This window comes from Nocardioides sp. P4_G10 (assembly GCF_056401175.1).
The window spans coordinates 33,977-50,418 of record NZ_JBFUJV010000007.1; the positions used below are offsets into that span (position 1 = coordinate 33,977).

At 72.7% G+C, this 16,442-nt stretch carries 14 protein-coding genes; 5 read left to right on the forward strand and 9 right to left on the reverse strand.

The annotated features are described in order from the left end of the window. Positions 1 to 170 precede the first annotated feature (170 nt). Positions 171 to 554, forward strand: a complete 384-nt coding sequence (locus AC1DP1_RS09990; RefSeq protein ID WP_477506733.1) for an RDD family protein — start codon at positions 171 to 173, stop codon at positions 552 to 554. Positions 555 to 607: 53 nt separating this feature from the next. On the opposite strand, the gene AC1DP1_RS09995 is transcribed toward AC1DP1_RS09990, so the two are convergent. The 3 genes from AC1DP1_RS09995 to AC1DP1_RS10005 all read right to left on the reverse strand — a co-directional run bounded on the left by AC1DP1_RS09995 (position 608) and on the right by AC1DP1_RS10005 (position 2,964). Continuing rightward, complete coding sequence (locus AC1DP1_RS09995) at positions 608 to 1,315, reverse strand: DUF4191 domain-containing protein (RefSeq protein WP_477506734.1); 708 nt, start codon at positions 1,313 to 1,315, stop codon at positions 608 to 610. A gap of 73 nt (positions 1,316 to 1,388) precedes the next feature. Then, on the reverse strand, positions 1,389 to 2,330 hold the full coding sequence (gene lipA, locus AC1DP1_RS10000) for a lipoyl synthase (protein ID WP_191195920.1): 942 nt from the start codon (positions 2,328 to 2,330) through the stop codon (positions 1,389 to 1,391). A gap of 64 nt (positions 2,331 to 2,394) precedes the next feature. After that, a complete protein-coding gene (locus AC1DP1_RS10005; protein WP_477506735.1) occupies positions 2,395 to 2,964 on the reverse strand; it encodes a DUF4188 domain-containing protein in 570 nt (189 codons plus the stop codon). 81 nt (positions 2,965 to 3,045) lie between these two features. Here AC1DP1_RS10005 and AC1DP1_RS10010 point away from each other — a divergent pair, with 81 nt between their 5' ends. Then, on the forward strand, positions 3,046 to 3,684 hold the full coding sequence (locus tag AC1DP1_RS10010) for a MerR family transcriptional regulator (RefSeq protein ID WP_477506736.1): 639 nt from the start codon (positions 3,046 to 3,048) through the stop codon (positions 3,682 to 3,684). Between the two features lie 18 nt (positions 3,685 to 3,702). Here the strand turns inward: AC1DP1_RS10010 and lipB are convergent, their stop codons facing one another. After that, positions 3,703 to 4,455 (reverse strand): lipoyl(octanoyl) transferase LipB, encoded by a 753-nt coding sequence (lipB, locus tag AC1DP1_RS10015; RefSeq protein ID WP_457191768.1) that lies wholly within the window; start codon positions 4,453 to 4,455, stop codon positions 3,703 to 3,705. Between the two features lie 166 nt (positions 4,456 to 4,621). Between lipB and AC1DP1_RS10020 the strand changes: the two genes are divergently transcribed. Then, complete coding sequence (locus AC1DP1_RS10020) at positions 4,622 to 5,197, forward strand: hypothetical protein (RefSeq protein WP_477506737.1); 576 nt, start codon at positions 4,622 to 4,624, stop codon at positions 5,195 to 5,197. Here the strand turns inward: AC1DP1_RS10020 and AC1DP1_RS10025 are convergent. From AC1DP1_RS10025 to lpdA, 4 genes are all read right to left on the reverse strand, one after another. Continuing rightward, the gene (locus AC1DP1_RS10025) at positions 5,143 to 6,033 is read right to left on the reverse strand and encodes a TIGR01777 family oxidoreductase (protein ID WP_477506738.1); all 891 of its coding nucleotides are present in this window, start codon (positions 6,031 to 6,033) and stop codon (positions 5,143 to 5,145) included. The two genes, AC1DP1_RS10020 and AC1DP1_RS10025, sit on opposite strands and share 55 nt — an antisense overlap. A gap of 40 nt (positions 6,034 to 6,073) precedes the next feature. Beyond that, positions 6,074 to 9,583, reverse strand: a complete 3,510-nt coding sequence (locus tag AC1DP1_RS10030) for an ATP-binding cassette domain-containing protein (RefSeq protein WP_477506739.1) — start codon at positions 9,581 to 9,583, stop codon at positions 6,074 to 6,076. A gap of 339 nt (positions 9,584 to 9,922) precedes the next feature. Continuing rightward, positions 9,923 to 11,809 carry a 2-oxoglutarate dehydrogenase, E2 component, dihydrolipoamide succinyltransferase gene (gene sucB / locus AC1DP1_RS10035; RefSeq protein ID WP_477506740.1) on the reverse strand — a complete coding sequence of 629 codons (1,887 nt, stop codon included), beginning with the start codon at positions 11,807 to 11,809 and terminating at the stop codon, positions 9,923 to 9,925. Positions 11,810 to 11,849: 40 nt separating this feature from the next. Further along, entirely contained in the window at positions 11,850 to 13,226 is a 1,377-nt protein-coding gene (gene lpdA / locus AC1DP1_RS10040; protein WP_457190363.1) for a dihydrolipoyl dehydrogenase, read from the reverse strand. Positions 13,227 to 13,371: 145 nt separating this feature from the next. Here lpdA and AC1DP1_RS10045 point away from each other — a divergent pair, with 145 nt between their 5' ends. After that, a complete protein-coding gene (locus tag AC1DP1_RS10045; RefSeq protein ID WP_300052602.1) occupies positions 13,372 to 13,731 on the forward strand; it encodes a hypothetical protein in 360 nt (119 codons plus the stop codon). A 28-nt stretch (positions 13,732 to 13,759) separates the two neighbouring features. On the opposite strand, the gene AC1DP1_RS10050 is transcribed toward AC1DP1_RS10045, so the two are convergent. Then, positions 13,760 to 15,286, reverse strand: a complete 1,527-nt coding sequence (locus AC1DP1_RS10050; RefSeq protein ID WP_457190361.1) for a leucyl aminopeptidase — start codon at positions 15,284 to 15,286, stop codon at positions 13,760 to 13,762. 45 nt (positions 15,287 to 15,331) lie between these two features. On the opposite strand from AC1DP1_RS10050, the gene gcvT reads away from it, so the two are divergent. After that, positions 15,332 to 16,441, forward strand: a complete 1,110-nt coding sequence (gene gcvT, locus AC1DP1_RS10055) for a glycine cleavage system aminomethyltransferase GcvT (RefSeq protein WP_457190359.1) — start codon at positions 15,332 to 15,334, stop codon at positions 16,439 to 16,441. Position 16,442 lies beyond the last annotated feature (1 nt).

The window sequence follows — 16,442 nt, forward strand, 5'->3', positions numbered from 1 at the left end:
CTTGACGGCGGCGCGCGCACGTCGAGTTTGCAGCGTTCGGGAGCGGAGCCTCGTTGCACCGTGCCGCCACGCTAGGTGGGAGCAGTTTCAAGACCGTATCCCGTTTGTTTCGCCCGTGTTACGGGTGACCGGTCGCTGGGCCGTCCCCGGACGCCTCCTAGGGTGGTCGCGTGACCAGCGCTGTAACACCGGAGCTCGCGTCGGCCTCGTGGGGACGGCGCATCCTGGCGCTGTTCGTCGACTGGGTGGCCTGCCTCGCGGTCATCGAGGGCCTGGTGGCGGTCGACGTCCTCAGCGGCAACCCCAACGGCCTCGGCACGCTGACGCTCTTCGTCCTCGAGTCGGCCCTGTTCACCACGCTGGCCGGCGGGTCGTTCGGCAAGCTCGCCACCCGGCTGCGGGTGGTCCGGAACGACGGCTCCGGCCAGCCGGTCTCGCTGCTGCGGTCCCTGGGTCGTTCCGTGYTCGTCGCGCTGCTCGTGCCGCCCCTGCTGACCTTCGACGGTCGCGGGCTCCACGACGTCGCGGCCGGCACCCGCACCGTCACGCTCTGACGTCGGTCTCGTGACGGGCGCAGGGCGCCCCCCTCGACCAGTGGGTCGAGCGGTCAGCGGCCGCGCTGCTGCGAGCGCATGCCCTTCATCGAGGTCGGCACCGGTCCCTTGGGGAGCGGCAGCTTGCCGCGCTGGGCGTCGAGGGCCTTGAGGCGCTGGAGGATGTCGGTCATCTCGGCGGGCTTGACGTTGCGGCCGAGCTTCTGGACGTGCTTGACCAGCTTGGGCAGCGGGACCTCGCCCTCGCCGCGGCCGCAGACGACCTCGTGGATCGGGACGCCGTAGGCGACGCGCTCGTGCTTCTTGCGCTCGTTCGCGAGCAGCTGCTTGACCCGGCTCGGGCTCGAGCCCTCGCCGACCAGGACGATTCCCGGCGGGCCGACGACGCGGTGAACGACGTCCTGCTGCTTGGTGAAGCCGACGACCGGGTCGACCTTCCAGCCGCGGCGCAGCATCTGCAGGGCTCCCGCCCCGGCGGCCGGCTGGCCCTCCATCTGGGTGTACGCCGCCTTCTGGGCGCGGCGACCGAAGACGAGCAGTGCGAAGAGCGCACCGATCAGGAGCGCGCCGACGACCGACATGATCCAGCCGATCATCCCGTCGCCCGGCAGCGCCCACATGAGCGCGAAGCCGAGGGCGGCGCCGAGCACGAACACACCCATCACGATCAGGCCGATGCGCGGGTCGCTCCGCTTGGCCATCTGGTAGGTCTGCATGATCTGCCCGCGGCGCGAGCTGGGCGTGGTGGCGGGGGTCGACATGAGGTGGCCTTGTCCGGTCAGGTGTTGAACAGGTGCTGGTGCGGGTTCAGATGAAGGTGGTGCTGGTGCTGGGTCAGACGGCGGCAGCGGCGCGCGCGTCCATCGCCTGACCGTACAGCCGACCGGCGCGGTAGGACGAGCGGACCAGCGGACCCGAGAGCGCTCCGGCGAAGCCGATCTCGTCGGCCTCGGCCTTGAGCTCGACGAACTCCTCGGGCTTGACCCAGCGCTCGACGGGGTGGTGGCGGGGGGAGGGGCGGAGGTACTGGGTGATGGTGATCAGCTCGCAGCCGGCCTCGTGGAGGTCGCGCAGCGCCTGGCTGACCTCCTCGCGGGTCTCGCCCATGCCGAGGATCAGGTTGGACTTGGTCACCAGTCCGAAGTCACGCGCCTGGGTGATCACGTCGAGCGAGCGGTCGTAACGGAACGCGGGGCGGATCCGCTTGAAGATCCGGGGGACCGTCTCCACGTTGTGGGCGAGCACCTCGGGACGGCTCTCGAAGACCTCCTGGAGGAGGTCGGGCTTGCCGTTGAAGTCAGGGATCAGGTTCTCGACGCCGGTTCCGGGGTTGAGCTCGTGGATCACCCGGACGGTCTCGGCGTACAGCCAGGCGCCACCGTCGGGCAGGTCGTCGCGGGCGACGCCGGTGATGGTGGCGTACTTGAGCTGCATCTTCTGCACGGACTCCGCGACGCGGCGCGGCTCGTCGCGGTCGAGCGGCTGCGGCTTGCCGGTGTCGATCTGGCAGAAGTCGCAGCGGCGGGTGCACTGGTCGCCGCCGATGAGGAAGGTGGCTTCCTTGTCCTCCCAGCACTCGAAGATGTTGGGGCAGCCCGCCGACTGGCAGACCGTGTGGAGCCCCTCGGACTTCACGAGGTTCTGCAGGGAGGTGTACTCCGGTCCCATCTTGGCCCGGGTCTTGATCCACTCCGGCTTGCGTTCGATCGGGGTCTCCGCGTTGCGGATCTCCAGTCGGAGAAGCTTGCGTCCTTCGGGTGCGGGAGCGGTCGTCACACGCGCCACTCTACGACGGTGCCCCGAGCGTCCCCAATCAGCATCCGGTCAGCATCCGGGGCACTCAGGTCGAGGCGTCGACGTAGTCGGGCTCGGTGGACTCGAGGCGCTCGTGCGCCGCCGTACGACCCTTGCCACGGCCGCGCTCGACGGAGCCGAACGCGGCGGCCAGCCCGAACTCCGTCATGTTGCCGTAGAGGGACTCCACGCGGTCGGCCGGGACGACGTAGGTCTCGTGGAAGATCCCGACGTCGCCCGTCGCGGCCAACTCCTTGTTGAACGCGCGCCATGCGGGCGCATGCGACAGGGAGGCGTCGCGGGCGAAGGCGCCGAGCTCCTCGGCGCTGCGCCAGTACTGGATGGTGACGAGCGTGCGTCCGCCGAACAGCGAGTGCGCGCCGAGCAGCCCGCGGTCGCTCCCCGCGAGCTCGCGGAGCATCCGCGGCATGCCGGTGAACACGGGCCACCAGCTGCGCACGCGGCGCAGCCGGTTGATCCGCATGCCGATGACGAAGACGACGACGTCGTCGACCTGCGGGTCGGCGACGTACTGGCCGCCGCGAACTCCTGCGGGGGCGCGTCCGGGCGCCGGGGCATAGGCGCGGGGGACACGCCGGGTGGTGGAGCCAGCCATGGCGGCCTCCTTGGATAGTGTTACTGTCTTGTACGACAGTGGCACTATCCACGACGTGGGTCAAGGGGGACGAGCGTGCGGATGTCCGAGCTCTCGGAGCGGACCGGCGTGCCGGTGCCGACGATCAAGTACTACCTCCGCGAGGGGCTGCTCCCCGAGGGTGAGAAGCGGACGCCGCGGCTCACCGACTACGACGAGCAGCACGTACGACGTCTCGAGCTGCTGCGGATCCTGCGCGACGCAGGCGACGTGCCCGTCGAGGGCCTCAAGCGCCTCGTCGCCGCGACGGAGACGCAGGGGACCGTGCACGACCTCTTCGCGGTGGCAGCCGACGCGCTCGCGCCCACCCCGCCCCCGGCGTCCGCCGACCCGTCGCGGGCGCAGGCGCGGGAGATCGCCGACGCGATCATCGACCAGGCGGGCTGGGACCGCGTGCGCACGGACTCGGTCGACCGCGACAACCTCGCGGCGACCCTGGAGCTGGTGGCGTCCTTCGACACCCATCCCCGCGGTCCCGGCGAGATCGCGCCCTACGTCGCGCTGGCCGACCAGCTCGCCCGCCACGAGATCGCCAACCTCGACGACCGCAAGGACCGCGTCGGCCTGCTCGAGGAGATGATCGTCGGGCAGGTCGTCTTCGCGACCGTTCTCACCACGCTGCGGCGGCTCGCCGAGGAGCACCACTCCCACAAGCGGTTCGGGGAGGACCGGCGCGACTGACCCACCGGTCCGCGCGGGTCACGCGCCCGGTCGCACCAGCTCGATGCGGGGGCCGCGGCCCGGCTCGGGACGGGCGTCGTAGTCGGGGGTGGCGTCGTAGGGCTGCCAGGCGAGGTACGTCGCCAGGTGCCGGCGCACGCTCGGCAGCACGTCGTCGATGGTGACGTCGCGACCGAGCTCCCGCGAGAGCGAGGTGACGCCGGCGTCGGCGATGCCGCACGGGACGAAGCGGTCGTACCAGCCCAGGTCGACGTCGCAGTTGAGGGCGAAGCCGTGCATCGTGACGCCCCGGCTGACCCGGATCCCGATCGCAGCGACCTTGCGCTCGGGGCCGCGCTCGTCCTCGCGCAGCCACACGCCGCTGCGGCCCGGGATGCGGGCGGTGGTGACGCCCAGGTCGGTGCAGACCGCGATGAGCGCCTCCTCGACCCGGCGCACGTAGTCGACGACCTTGACGTGGTCGGGCAGCTGGACGATCGGGTAGCCGACGAGCTGGCCGGGGCCGTGGAAGGTGATCTTGCCGCCGCGGTCGACGTCGATCACCGCCGCGCCACCCGGGTCGAGCGGCCGCTCGTGCGGCTCGGTGCGCTTGCCGGCGGTGAAGACGGGTGGGTGCTCGAGCAGCAGCACGGTGTCGGCCCGCGAGCCCGCGACGACCTCCTCGTGCACCCGGCGCTGGAGGTCCCAGGCGGCCAGGTAGTCGACGGCGTCGTCGCCGAGACCGGCGACCTCGACGTCGAGCGCGTGCGTGGCGATCTGGTCCGACGACATGGCCCCGAGCGTACGCCGCTGGGCCGCTCGCCTCGCTGCGGGGCGACGCTGCGTCATGCGGATCGGCACTCATGCGCTCGGGTTCGGATGACGCAGGGGAGGGGGGACGTGCGGGCGCCTGTGGATGACGCCTGCAGCCGGCCGGGGATTCGGCGAGGGTGGCGGGGTGGACCCGCGACGCATGCTCCCCGCGCTCACCGCCGCCGCCTGCGCGCTGGTGGTGGCGACGCTCGTGGTCGTCGTGGCGCGACCCGACCCGGCGCCGCCGCGCCCCCGTCTGGCGAGCCCGACGTCGTCCCCGTCCGCGCCACAGCCCGCCCGGTCCGGGCCGGCCGCGGTGCTGGCGGCCTGGGACGAGCGGCGGTCCGCCGCCTGGGCCGAGGGCGACGCGGGTGCGCTCGAGAGGTTGTACGCCGACGGGTCGGGCGCGGGCGCGGCCGACGTCCGGCTGCTGCGGGACTACGGCCGGCGCGGGCTCCGGGTCGAGGGGATGACGACGCAGGTGCTGGGCCTGCGGGTGGCGGCCCGGTCCCCGGGCCGGCTGGAGCTGGTGGTCACGGACCGTGTCGTCGGGGCGGAGGCCGTCGGGTCCGGCGCACCCGTCTCGTTGCCGGTCGACCGACCCTCCACGCGACAGGTGGTGCTGGTCCGCGAGGGCGCGGGGTGGGTGGTGGCCGAGGTGCGCGATCAGGACAGCGCGGCGGCCAGCACCTCGCGCACGTCCTCGTCCTCGAAGTCGTAGCCGGCCCGCTCGAGGGCGGCCGGCCGGGCGTTGACCGACCCGAGCACCTCCGGCGCGAGGTCGCCGGCGGCCATCTTCATCAAGGGCGCCGGGACGGCGAAGAGGGCCTTGCGGTGCAGCGCGGACGCCAGCGCCTTGGTGAACTCGGCGTTGGTCGGCGTGTTCGGGCAGCAGAGGTTGAAGGCGCCGGAGACGTCGCGCGACTCGATGAGGTAGCTCACCGCGCCGATCCAGTCGCGCAGCGAGATCATCGGCATGAACTGCGCGCCCGAGCCCAGCCGGGCGCCGCCGCCGGCCTGGAAGAGCAGGCGCAGCTGCTTCAGCGGCGGCGAGGTGCGGTCCATGACCGGGGAGGTCCGCAGCTCGCACACGCGCGCGCCCGCCTTGCGGGCCGGGTCGGCCGCCTCGGACCATTCGTGGGAGACGTTGGTGAGGAACGCGTCGCCCGTGCTGGGGGTGTCCTCGGTGACCGGCGACGCTCCGTGGTCGCCGTACCAGGCGATGCCGTTGCCGGCGAGGAAGGCCGCCGGGCGCTCGGTCTCGGCGATCGTCTCGGCGAGCAGCCGGGTGGTCGAGACCCGCGACTCGAGCACCTCCCGGGCCCACTTCTTCGAGTGCGGGTTGCCGGCGATGGGCGCGCCGGCGAGATTGACCACCGCGTCGGCGGACTCGATCACCGCGGCGTCGATGCTGCCGCCAGCCGGGTCCCACCGGGACTCGTGGGCCGAGCCGGGCTCGCGCCGGACGAGGGCCGTCACCTCGTGCCCGTGCACCCGCAGGTGGTCGGACAGGTGGGTCCCGAGAAAGCCCGAGGCACCGGCGATGACGACGCGCATGTCACCACCCAACCATGCGACCAAAGCGGCCGCGGGTGGTTCAGCCGGCCAGGTGGGCCCACCGCGACGACAGCTCGTGCCACGGTCCGTCGTCGACCACGCGACCGGAGTCGAGCACCACGACCCGGTCGGCCTGCGCGAGCGCCGCAGCCTTGCTGGTGGCGCCGATGACGGCCGTGCCCCGGGACCGCAGCGCCTGCCACAGCTCGATCTCGGTGGCGGCGTCGAGCGCGGACGACACGTCGTCGGCCAGCAGCACGTCGGCGTCCGTCGCCAGCGCCCGGGCCAGCGCGAGGCGCTGCACCTGCCCACCGGAGAGGCGTACGCCGCGGTGGCCGACGACGGCATCGGCGCCACCGGCCTCCCGGACGTCGCGCCCCATGCGGGCCGCCTCCAGCGCCGGCACCACCGACCGGTCGGCGTGGTCGAGCGCGACGTTGCCGGTGAACGTGCCGGAAAGCACCCGCGGCACCTGCGCCACGTGGGCGACGCGGCCGGGCCGCAGCGTGGTCTGGGGGTCGTCGACGAGGCGGTCGTTCCAGCGGATCTCGCCCGTGCTGCCGACGAGGCCGGCGAGCGCGCTGAGCAGGCTGGACTTGCCCGAGCCGACCTGGCCGAGCAGCAGGACCAGCTCGCCGGCCTGCACGTCGAGGTCGACGTCCTGGACGCCGACCGTGCCGTCGTCGTGCACCGCGGCGAGGTCGCGGATGGTGAGGGTGCGCAGCGGGTCGCGGTGGGGCGTGGACGGCTCCGGCCCGGTGCCGCGGACGAGGTCGACGCCGGGGGGCAGGTCCATCAGGTCGCCGCCGCCGGCGAGCTCGCTGGTGGCGTTCATCCAGGCCCGGGTGCCGGGCGCCTCGGTCACGACCGTGCCGGCGACCCGACCGAACCAGTCGAAGCCGCTGACGGCGTTGGCGACGAGCAGCGCGGTCGCGAGCTCCCACCGGCCGGTGAGCAGGCCGCCCCACGCGGCGACGACGCCGCACTGGACCATGACCACGGGTACGCCCTCGAGGAGGGCCTGCACGCGGTGCTCGCGGACGGCGGCGTCCACGCGGCCACCGTCGACGTCGCGCAGGTGCTGGTGGACCTGCGGCGTCGCCGCGGCGAGCTTGACGGTGCGCACCGACTCCAGCGCCGACACCAGCGACTGCCCGAACCTCGCGCGCGCGGTCGACGCGGCGGCGGCCGAGCGTCCGGCGACGCGGCGGCCCAGCGTGGAGGCGAGGGCGGACGCGACCATGACGGCGAGCAGGACCGCGCCGGCGAGCCACGTGCGGGCGATCAGGGCGGTCACCACGGCGATGATCAGTCCGTTGACGAAGTCGACCCAGCGGTCGGTGTAGCGCGCGAGCCGGTCGGCGTCCATCGTGCGGGCGACGACCTCACCGGGCGGCGTGCGCAGCAGCCGGCGCTGGGACGTCTGCCCGTGGAGGACCGCGGCCCGCACGCGGAGGCGTACCTCCACCCACCAGTGCGGGTAGGTGCGGAACGCCTGGGCGAGCAGGAGCGGGCCGACGAGGAGCGAGGCGACGAGGGCGACGACCAGGAGCTCGGGGCGCTCGCCCGCCTGCAGGTCGGTGACGATGTGGCCCCACACCCAGCCGGTGACCGCACCGAACGCGCCGGTCAGCGAGGAGACGAGGAACAGGACCGCTCCGAGCAGGCCCCACTGCGGCTGCATGCTGATCGTGTGGAGCACCTGCCGGGCCAGGCTCGGCGTCGGGGCGAGCTCGGGCGGCGCCGGGGGAGTGGTGCTGCGGCGCACCGACCCGATGGTGGTGTCGTCGTGGTGGTGCTCCTCGACGACCGCCTCGTGGGCGGCAGCGTCGAGGAGGTCGCGGAACCGGCCGGGCTCGGCGGCGAGACGGGCGCGCGGACCCTGCTGGACCACCCGACCGGACTCGAGGACGGCGACCTGCTCGGCGCGCTCGGTGGTGGAGAGCCGGTGGGCGACGAGGATGCCGGTGCGTCCCGAGATCAGCCGGTCGGCGGCGCGTACGACGCGGGCCTCGGTGACGGGGTCCATGCGGGCCGTGGCCTCGTCGAGGACGACGACGCTGACGTCGCGCACGAGGAGCCGGGCGAACGCGACGAGCTGCTCCTCCCCGGCGGACAGGCTGGTGCCGCCCGGGCCGAGGACGGTGTCGAGGCCGTCGGGCAGCCCGGCGACCCACTCGGTCAGGCCGAGCTCGGCCACCGCCGCCTCGACGACCGTGCGGGGGACGTCGTCGAACAGGGTGATGTTGTCGGCGAGGGTGCCGGCGAGGACCTCGGTGCGCTGGGTGACCACGCCGACCGAGGAGCGCAGCTGCTGCAGATCGAGGTCGAGGACGTCGACCCCGCCGAGGAACACCATGCCGCGGGGCGGCTCGACCGCACGGGAGAGCAGGGACGCGAGGGTGGACTTGCCGGACCCGGTGCGACCGACGAGGGCGCAGGTGTGGCCAGCGGTGAGCAGGAGGTCGACGTCGCGGAGGGCGAACGTGCCCGTGCCGTAGGCGAACTCCAGGTGCCGGAACTCCACGTCGAGCGGGCCGTCGGGCACGGGGAGGCCGCCCGTGGGCTCGACGGGCGAGGCCATCATGGCGCGCAGCCGGAGCACGGCGCCGAAGCCCTCCTGGAGGTCGGGCAGGTGGCGGGCGAGCATGTCGACGCCCCCGACGAACATCGTCGTGACGAGGAACAGCGTGACCAGCCGTGCCGTCGACAGGTCGCCGGACAGGACCAGCGCGACGCCGACGACGCCGACCGCGGCGAGGGCTCCGTGGAGCAGCCCGCCGCTGCGTCGGGTCACCCGCACCTCGACGGCCAGGACCGCGTCGAGGGTCTGGTGGATGACCGACGCGAGGTAGGCGTTGCGGCGCAGCACGTGGGCCTGGCCCAGCGACGTGCGTACGTCGTCACGGGCGGCGACGCCCTCCTCGGTCGACGCGGCATGGTCGGTCCAGGCTGCCTCCTCGACGACCTTGCGCTGGGCGATCTGGGGGAGCAGGCGGCGGATCGAGAGGTAGGTGACGACCGCCGTCAGCGGGAACAGGAAGGCTGCCGGCCACCAGGTGAGGGACGCGACCACCCACAGCGGGCCGGAGGCGAGGAAGGTGCGCGCGGCCTGCCACACGCCCCAGCGCATCAGCTGACCGACCTCCCACGTGTCGTCGTCGATGCGGTCGAGGACCTCGCCGACCGCCTGCTCGGAGAGCTCGGACAGCGGCTGGGCCATGGCCGCGTCGAGCAGGTCGGCACGCAGTTGCCCCTCGGCGCGGTCGCAGATGGTGGCCCAGATGGTCTTGGCGACCGTGTCGATCACCGCCCCGCCCACGACACACAGCGCCAGGAGCGTCAGGAGCGTGCTGGTCGGGCCGTCGGCGAGGCGTCCGGCGACCATCGTGCCGAGGGACGCCGCGACGGCTCCGAGCAGGGACATCGAGAAGCAGAGGTAGGTCAGCGGACGGCGGACCCGGTGCCAGTCGACAGGCATCCGACCCGGCGGCAGTCCGTCGGTCGCGGACGCGGTCGCCGGTGCCGGGTGGGTCTGCGTCTCGGTCACCGTCACAATCACCAGACGTTACGTGTCGGGACCGACATCGCGCGCCCGATTTTCGTGTGACCCCGGCTACCGCGCGGGGCCGCGCTTGAGCGGTGCGCCACCCACATTCCGTGGCAGACGAATGTGGCTCACGCACCGGCGCCCGGCGCGTCGGCGTACGACACGCGCGTGAGCGGTGCGCCACCTACGTTCCCGGGCAGGTGAATGTGGCTCACGCACCGCTCGGCGGCCGGCGAACGGCCCCCGGACGCGGCACGACGACGGCCCGCCCACCGAGGTGGACGCGTACGACGACGCCCCGCCCACCGAGGTGGACGGGGCGTCGGTCGGCGACTGGCCTCAGACCTCGAACTGGCCGGCCTCGAGGCGCTTCTTGACCTCCTGGAGGAAGCGGCCCGCGTCGGCGCCGTCGACCAGGCGGTGGTCGTAGGTCAGCGACAGGTGGACCATGTGGCGCACCGCGATCGTCTCGCCCAGGTTGGGGTCGTCGATCACGACGGGGCGCTTCACCACGGCACCGGGGCCGAGGATCGCGACCTGCGGCTTGTTGATGATCGGGGTGTCGAAGAGCGCCCCGAAGCTGCCGAGGTTGGTGATGGTGAAGGTGCCGCCGGACAGCTCGTCCGGGGTGATCTTGTTGGTGCGGGTGCGCTCGGCGACGTCGGCGATCTTCTTCGCCAGCCCGGCGATCGAGAGGTCACCGGCCTCCTTGACCACCGGGGTCAGCAGGCCCTTCTCGGTGTCGACAGCGAACGCGATGTTCTCGCGGTCGAAGTAGGTCACCTCGCCCTTGTCGGTGTCGATCGCCGCGTTGAGCTTGGGGTGCAGCTTGAGCGCGTCGATCGCGGCCTTGGCAAAGAAGGGCAGGTAGGTCAGCTTCACGCCCTCGCGGGCCAGGAAGTCGGCCTTCGACGCCTCGCGGAGGCGGGCGATCGCGGTGACGTCGACCTCCATGACCTGCGTCAGCTGGGCGGCCTCCCGCAGCGACTCGACCATGCGCGTGGCGATCACCTTGCGCAGGCGCGAGAGCGGCTCGGTGGTGCCACGCAGCGGCGACGGCGAGGCCGACGACGGAGCGGCAGCAGCGGGCGGAGCGCCGGCGGCGGCGGGCGCGGCGGCCGGAGCAGCCGGAGCGGCCGGGGCCGCGGCAGCCTGCTGGGCAGCAKCCGCGGCGTCGAGGACGTCCTGCTTGCGGATGCGGCCACCGACGCCGGTGCCCTGCACCGACCCGAGGTCGATGCCGTGCTGGTCGGCCATCTTGCGCACCAGCGGGGTGACGTACGCCGACTGGTCGCGGCCACCCTCGCTCGGGGCGGACGCGGTAGGTGCAGGCGCCTCCTGCTTCGGGGCCTCCTGCTTCGGGGCCTCCTGCTTCGGCTCCTCCTTGGCCTCGGGCTCCGGCTCGGGGGCCGACTCCTCCTGGGGCTCGGGCTCGGGCTCGCGCTCGGGCTCCGGCTCCGGCTCTTCCTTGGCCTGGGGCTCGGGCTCCGGCTCGTCGGACTTCGCGGGCGCGGCGTCGCCGGACCCGATGATCGCGAGCTCGGCGCCGACCTCGACGGTCTCGTCCTCCTCGGCCTTGATCTCCAGCAGGGTGCCGGCGACGGGCGAGGGGATCTCGGTGTCGACCTTGTCGGTGGAGACCTCGAGGAGCGGCTCGTCGACGGCGACCTCGTCGCCGACCTTCTTGAGCCACCGGGTGACGGTGCCCTCGGTCACGGACTCACCCAGCGCGGGCAGCGTGACCGGCGTACCGCCGCCACCGCCGCCGCCACCGGAGGAGGAGCCGCCGGACGAGGCCTGCTCGGCCGCGGGCTCGGACTCGGCCGGGGCGTCGTCCTTCTCCGACTCGGGGGTCTCGTCGCCCTCGGGGAGCTCGCCGGTGTCCTCGGCGACCTGCTCCTCCTGCTCGGCCTTCTTCTCCGACTCGCCCTCGTCCTGGGGCTGCGCCTCGGGCTCGGCGGTCTCGGAGGCGTCGCCCGCGGACTCGCCCTCCTCGCCGATCACGCCGAGGACCGCGCCGACCTCGACGGTGTCGTCCTCGTTGGCCTTGATCTCGAGGAGCGTGCCGGCGACCGGCGACGGGATCTCGGTGTCGACCTTGTCGGTGGAGACCTCCAGCAGCGGCTCGTCGACGGCAACCGTGTCACCGACCTGCTTCAGCCAGCGGGTGACGGTGCCCTCGGTGACGGACTCGCCGAGTGCGGGGAGGGTGACTTCGGAGGCCATGTGTTTCCTTCTCGCGTTGGTTGGGGAGATTCTGGGGTGTTCAGGAGTGCGCGTGGAGCGGCTTGCCGGCCAGCGCGAGGTGCGCCTCGCCGAGGGCCTCGTTCTGGGTGGGGTGGGCGTGCACGAGCGGCGCGACGTCGTCGGCGTGTGCCTCCCAGTTGTAGATGAGCTGGGCCTCGCCGATGAGTTCACCGACCCGATCGCCCACCATGTGGACGCCGAGGACCGGGCCGTCGACCAGGGCGACCAGCTTGACGAACCCCTGGGTCTGGAGGATCTGGCTCTTGCCGTTGCCGCCGAGGTCGTAGGTCACCGTCGTGACCGCGTCGCCGTGGAGCTCGCGCGCCGTCGCCTCGTCGAGCCCGACCGACGCGATCTCCGGGTGGGAGTACGTCACCCGCGGGATGCCGGCGTCGTCGACGGGACGCGGGTCGAGGCCGGCGATGTCCTCGGCCACGAAGATGCCCTGCTGGAAGCCGCGGTGGGCCAGCTGGAGGCCGGGCACGATGTCGCCGACGGCGTAGACGCCCTCGACGTTGGTGCGGCAGCGCTCGTCGGCGAGGACGAAGCCGCGGTCCATCTCGATGCCCTGCTCGGCGTAGCCGAGGCCGTCGGTCGAGGGGCCGCGCCCGACGGCGACGAGGAGCACCTCGGCCTCGATCACGTCGCCGCCCTCGACGGTGACGGCGACGCCGGTGTCGGTGGTCTTGACGCTCTGGAACGGGGTGCCGGTGAGGAAGCTGATCTTGCGCTTGCGGAAGGCACGCTCGAGGGCCTTGGAGGAGGCCTCGTCCTCGGCGGCGACGAGCCGCGGGAGGGCCTCGATGATGGTGACGTCGGAGCCGAAGGACTTCCACACGCTCGCGAACTCGCAGCCGATCACGCCGCCGCCCAGCACGATGGCGGACGCCGGGACGCGGTCGAGGCGGAGCGCGTGCTCGGAGGTGATGACCTTCTCGCCGTCGACCTCGAGGCCGGGCAGCGACTTGCTGTAGGAGCCGGAGGCCAGCACGACGGCCTTGCCGGTGTAGGCCGTGCCGTCGACGGTCACCTCGCGGGGACCGGTCAGCGTGCCGGTGCCCTCGATGACGGTGATGCCGCGCGACTTGATGAGGCCCTTGAGGCCCTTGAACAGCCGGTCGACGACCTTGTCCTTGTAGGCGTTGACGCCGGCCATGTCGATGCCGTCGAGGGTGGCGGTGACGCCGAACTGCGCGGCCTCGCGGGCCGAGTCGGCGACCTCCGCGGCGTGCAGGAGGGCCTTGGTCGGGATGCAGCCGACGTGGAGGCAGGTGCCGCCGAGGTTGCCCTTCTCGACCAGCCCGACGCTCAGGCCCAGCTGGGCCGCTCGCAGGGCACAGGCGTAACCGCCCGATCCAGCCCCGAGGACGAGGACGTCGAACTCACCGTCCGTCACTGATTTCCTCCACACGCTCGACTCGCACCGACCATCTCGGGCGCGTCCATCTTTGCACTCTTCACGACGCTGTCCACACCGGGTCGGGTGGGCCGAACCGGCGATCCGCGCGCACGATGGGGAACCTCCCGGCAGAATGTGCGCCATGGGCCTGTTCGACCGATTCCGCCGCCAAGGGCGCTCCAGTGCTCCGGCGCGCGACGCCACCCGCACCGGCTCGACGCGCGTGCGTGCTTCCGACGGCGAGGACGTGCGTCACCTCGAGTCCTTCGTCGCCACCCGCCAGGGGGTCGAGGGGTTCGTCGAGCCCCGCACGGCCGTCAACGACGTGACCCTCCTGCTGGTCGCGCACGACGGCGAGTGGACCCGACGGCGCGTGCCGAGCGTGAAGTGGGCGCACGACTTCGCCAACCGCCACCGCGTGCCGTCGTACGACGCCGCGGTGGTCGGCGTGCCGCAGCGGATGCGCGACTACAACCGGCGCAAGAAGGCCGAAGGCATCTGAGAGGCACCCAGCGCCGCGAGCCCCCGGGTCAGTCCTCGGACCGGCCCGCGGCGACGGAGCGGGCGATCTCGACGAGCGTGGTGACCCCGAAGCCGGTGGCGCCCGCGGGCACGTGGCCGTAGGGGCCGCCGGTGTTGATCTCCTTGCCGGCGATGTCGAGGTGCGCCCACGGCAGCCCGCCGGTGAACTCGCGCAGGAACGCCGACGCGTAGAGGCCGCCGCCCCAGCGCACCCAGTCGTGCTGGAGCAGGTCGGCGACCTTGGAGGACGTGATGCGCTCCTTCATCTCCTCCGGGATCGGCATCGGCCAGTGCTGCTCGCCCGCGGCCCGGCCTGCGGCCAGGACGACCTGCACCTCGTCATCGGTGCCCATGACGGCGCCGACCTTGTCGCCGAGCGCCAGCTGCATGTGGCCGGTGAGGGTGGCGATGTCGACGACCACGTCGGGCTTCTCCTGCACCGCGAGGGAGAGTGCGTCGCCCAGCAGCATCCGGCCCTCGGCGTCGGTGTTGGCGATCTCGACGGTCGACCCGTTGTGCATGGTGATGACGTCACCGGGGCGGGTGGCGGTGCCCGACACCATGTTCTCGGCCATCGGCGCGAACGCGGTCACCTTGACCGGCAGGCCGAGCCTGGCGATGGCGAGGGTGGCCGCGACGACGCTGGCCGCACCGGCCATGTCGCCCTTCATGTTCACCATGCTCGAGGACGGCTTGATGGTGAGGCCGCCGGAGTCGAAGGTGACGCCCTTGCCGACCAGCGCGAGGTGCGCCACGGCGTCCTGCGGCGCCCAGGTCAGCTTGACCAGGCGGGACGGCGCGTCCGAGGAGTCGCCGACGCTGAGGATGCCGCCACACCCCATCTCGGCGAGCTGCTCGTGGTCGAACACCTCGAGCTTCACCTTGGGCGCACCGCGGCCCTTGGTGACCTCCTTGTGCGCGGCCGTGACGAGGTCGGCCAGCAGCGGGGGCGTGCAGTCGCGCGGCGGCGTGTTGACCCAGTCGCGGGCCAGTGCGACGGCGTCGGCGAGGACCTCCGCGCGCTCGAGGGCGGCGACGGCGTCGGCCTTGCGCGCGATGGCGGTGAGCACGACGACGTCGTTCGGCTCGGTGGTCTCGGACTTCGTGGACTTGTACGCGGTGAACGTGTAGCCGCCGAGGCGGTGACCCTCGACGACCGCGGCGACCAGCTCGGGGGTGTCGCTCGGCAGGGCGAGGGCGACCGAGGCGGCGTTGGGGACGTTGCGGGCCGCGACGCCCGCGGCACGGCGTACGGCGATGGGGTCGGTCGGGTCCTCGCCGAGGCCCACGAACACCAGCAGCGGGGCGTTGACCTCGTCGCGCGTCGGCGTGCGGACCGCCTCACCGGCCTTGCCGGTCACGCCCATCGTGGAGAGGAAGGGGCGCAGCCGGCGGCCGTACGCCGCACTGACGTCCGCGGCGGCGTCGCACAGCCGTGGACCCTTCGGGCCAGCGACCACTCCGACGACGACGGCGTCGGCTCGGGTCTTGGCGGGACTGGCGCTGCGAAGGGTGTAAGAGGTCACCCGCGGCATGTTAGGGGAGACCTGACGCAGATCCTGCTGCGGTAGGTTCGCGCCATGGCCGGATCGCTCAAGCAGTCGCCCCTCCACGACCGTCACGAGGCCCTCGGCGCGAAGTTCGCCGAGTTCGGTGGGTGGTCGATGCCGCTGGAGTACCCGACCGGTGTCGTGAAGGAGCACACGGCCGTCCGCGAGGCCGTCGGCATCTTCGACGTGAGCCACCTCGGCAAGGCGATGGTGTCCGGTCCGGGCGCCGCCGACTTCGTCAACGCGACGCTGTCCAACGACCTCGCGAAGATCGAGCCCGGCAAGGCGCAGTACACCCTCTGCCTCGACGAGTCCGGCGGCATCGTCGACGACCTCATCGCCTACTGGCACGACCTCGAGCACGTGCTGCTGATCCCCAACGCGGCCAACACGGCCGAGGTCGTCGCCCGCCTCGCCGCCGCAGCGCCCGACGAGGTGAAGGTCAGGAGCCACCACGACGACTACGCCGTGCTGGCGGTCCAGGGCACCCGCTCCGACGAGGTGCTCGACAAGGTCGGCCTGCCCACCGGCCACGACTACATGACCTTCGTCGAGGCCGAGCTGGGCGACACGGGTGTCGGCGTCGTCGTGTGCCGCACCGGCTACACCGGCGAACGCGGCTACGAGCTCGTCGTCGCCAACTCCGTGGCCGGCCGGCTCTGGGACGACCTGATGGCCGCCGGCGAGGAGTGGGGCATCACCGCGTGCGGCCTCGGCTCCCGCGACACGCTGCGCACCGAGATGGGCTACCCCCTCCACGGCCAGGACATCAGCCTCGACACCAACCCCGTCGAGGCGGGGCTGTCGTGGGCGGTCGGGTGGAAGAAGAACGCCTTCTGGGGCCGCGACGCGGTCGTGAAGGTCAAGGAGGACGGGCCCAAGCGTCGCCTGCGCGGGCTCGTCGCCGTCGGCCGCGGCATCCCGCGACCCGGCATGGGCGTCACCCTGACCCACGACGTTCCGCTGGCCGACATCACCTCCGGCACCTTCTCCCCGACCCTGAAGAAGGGCATCGGGCTCGCGCTGATCCCGACGATGGTCGCCGAGGACGCGCAGGTCGGCGTGGACATCCGCGGCCGGCGCGAGATCTTCCAGCTGGTCAAGCCGCCCTTCGTCGACCCGTCGGTCAAGGAGTCCTGAC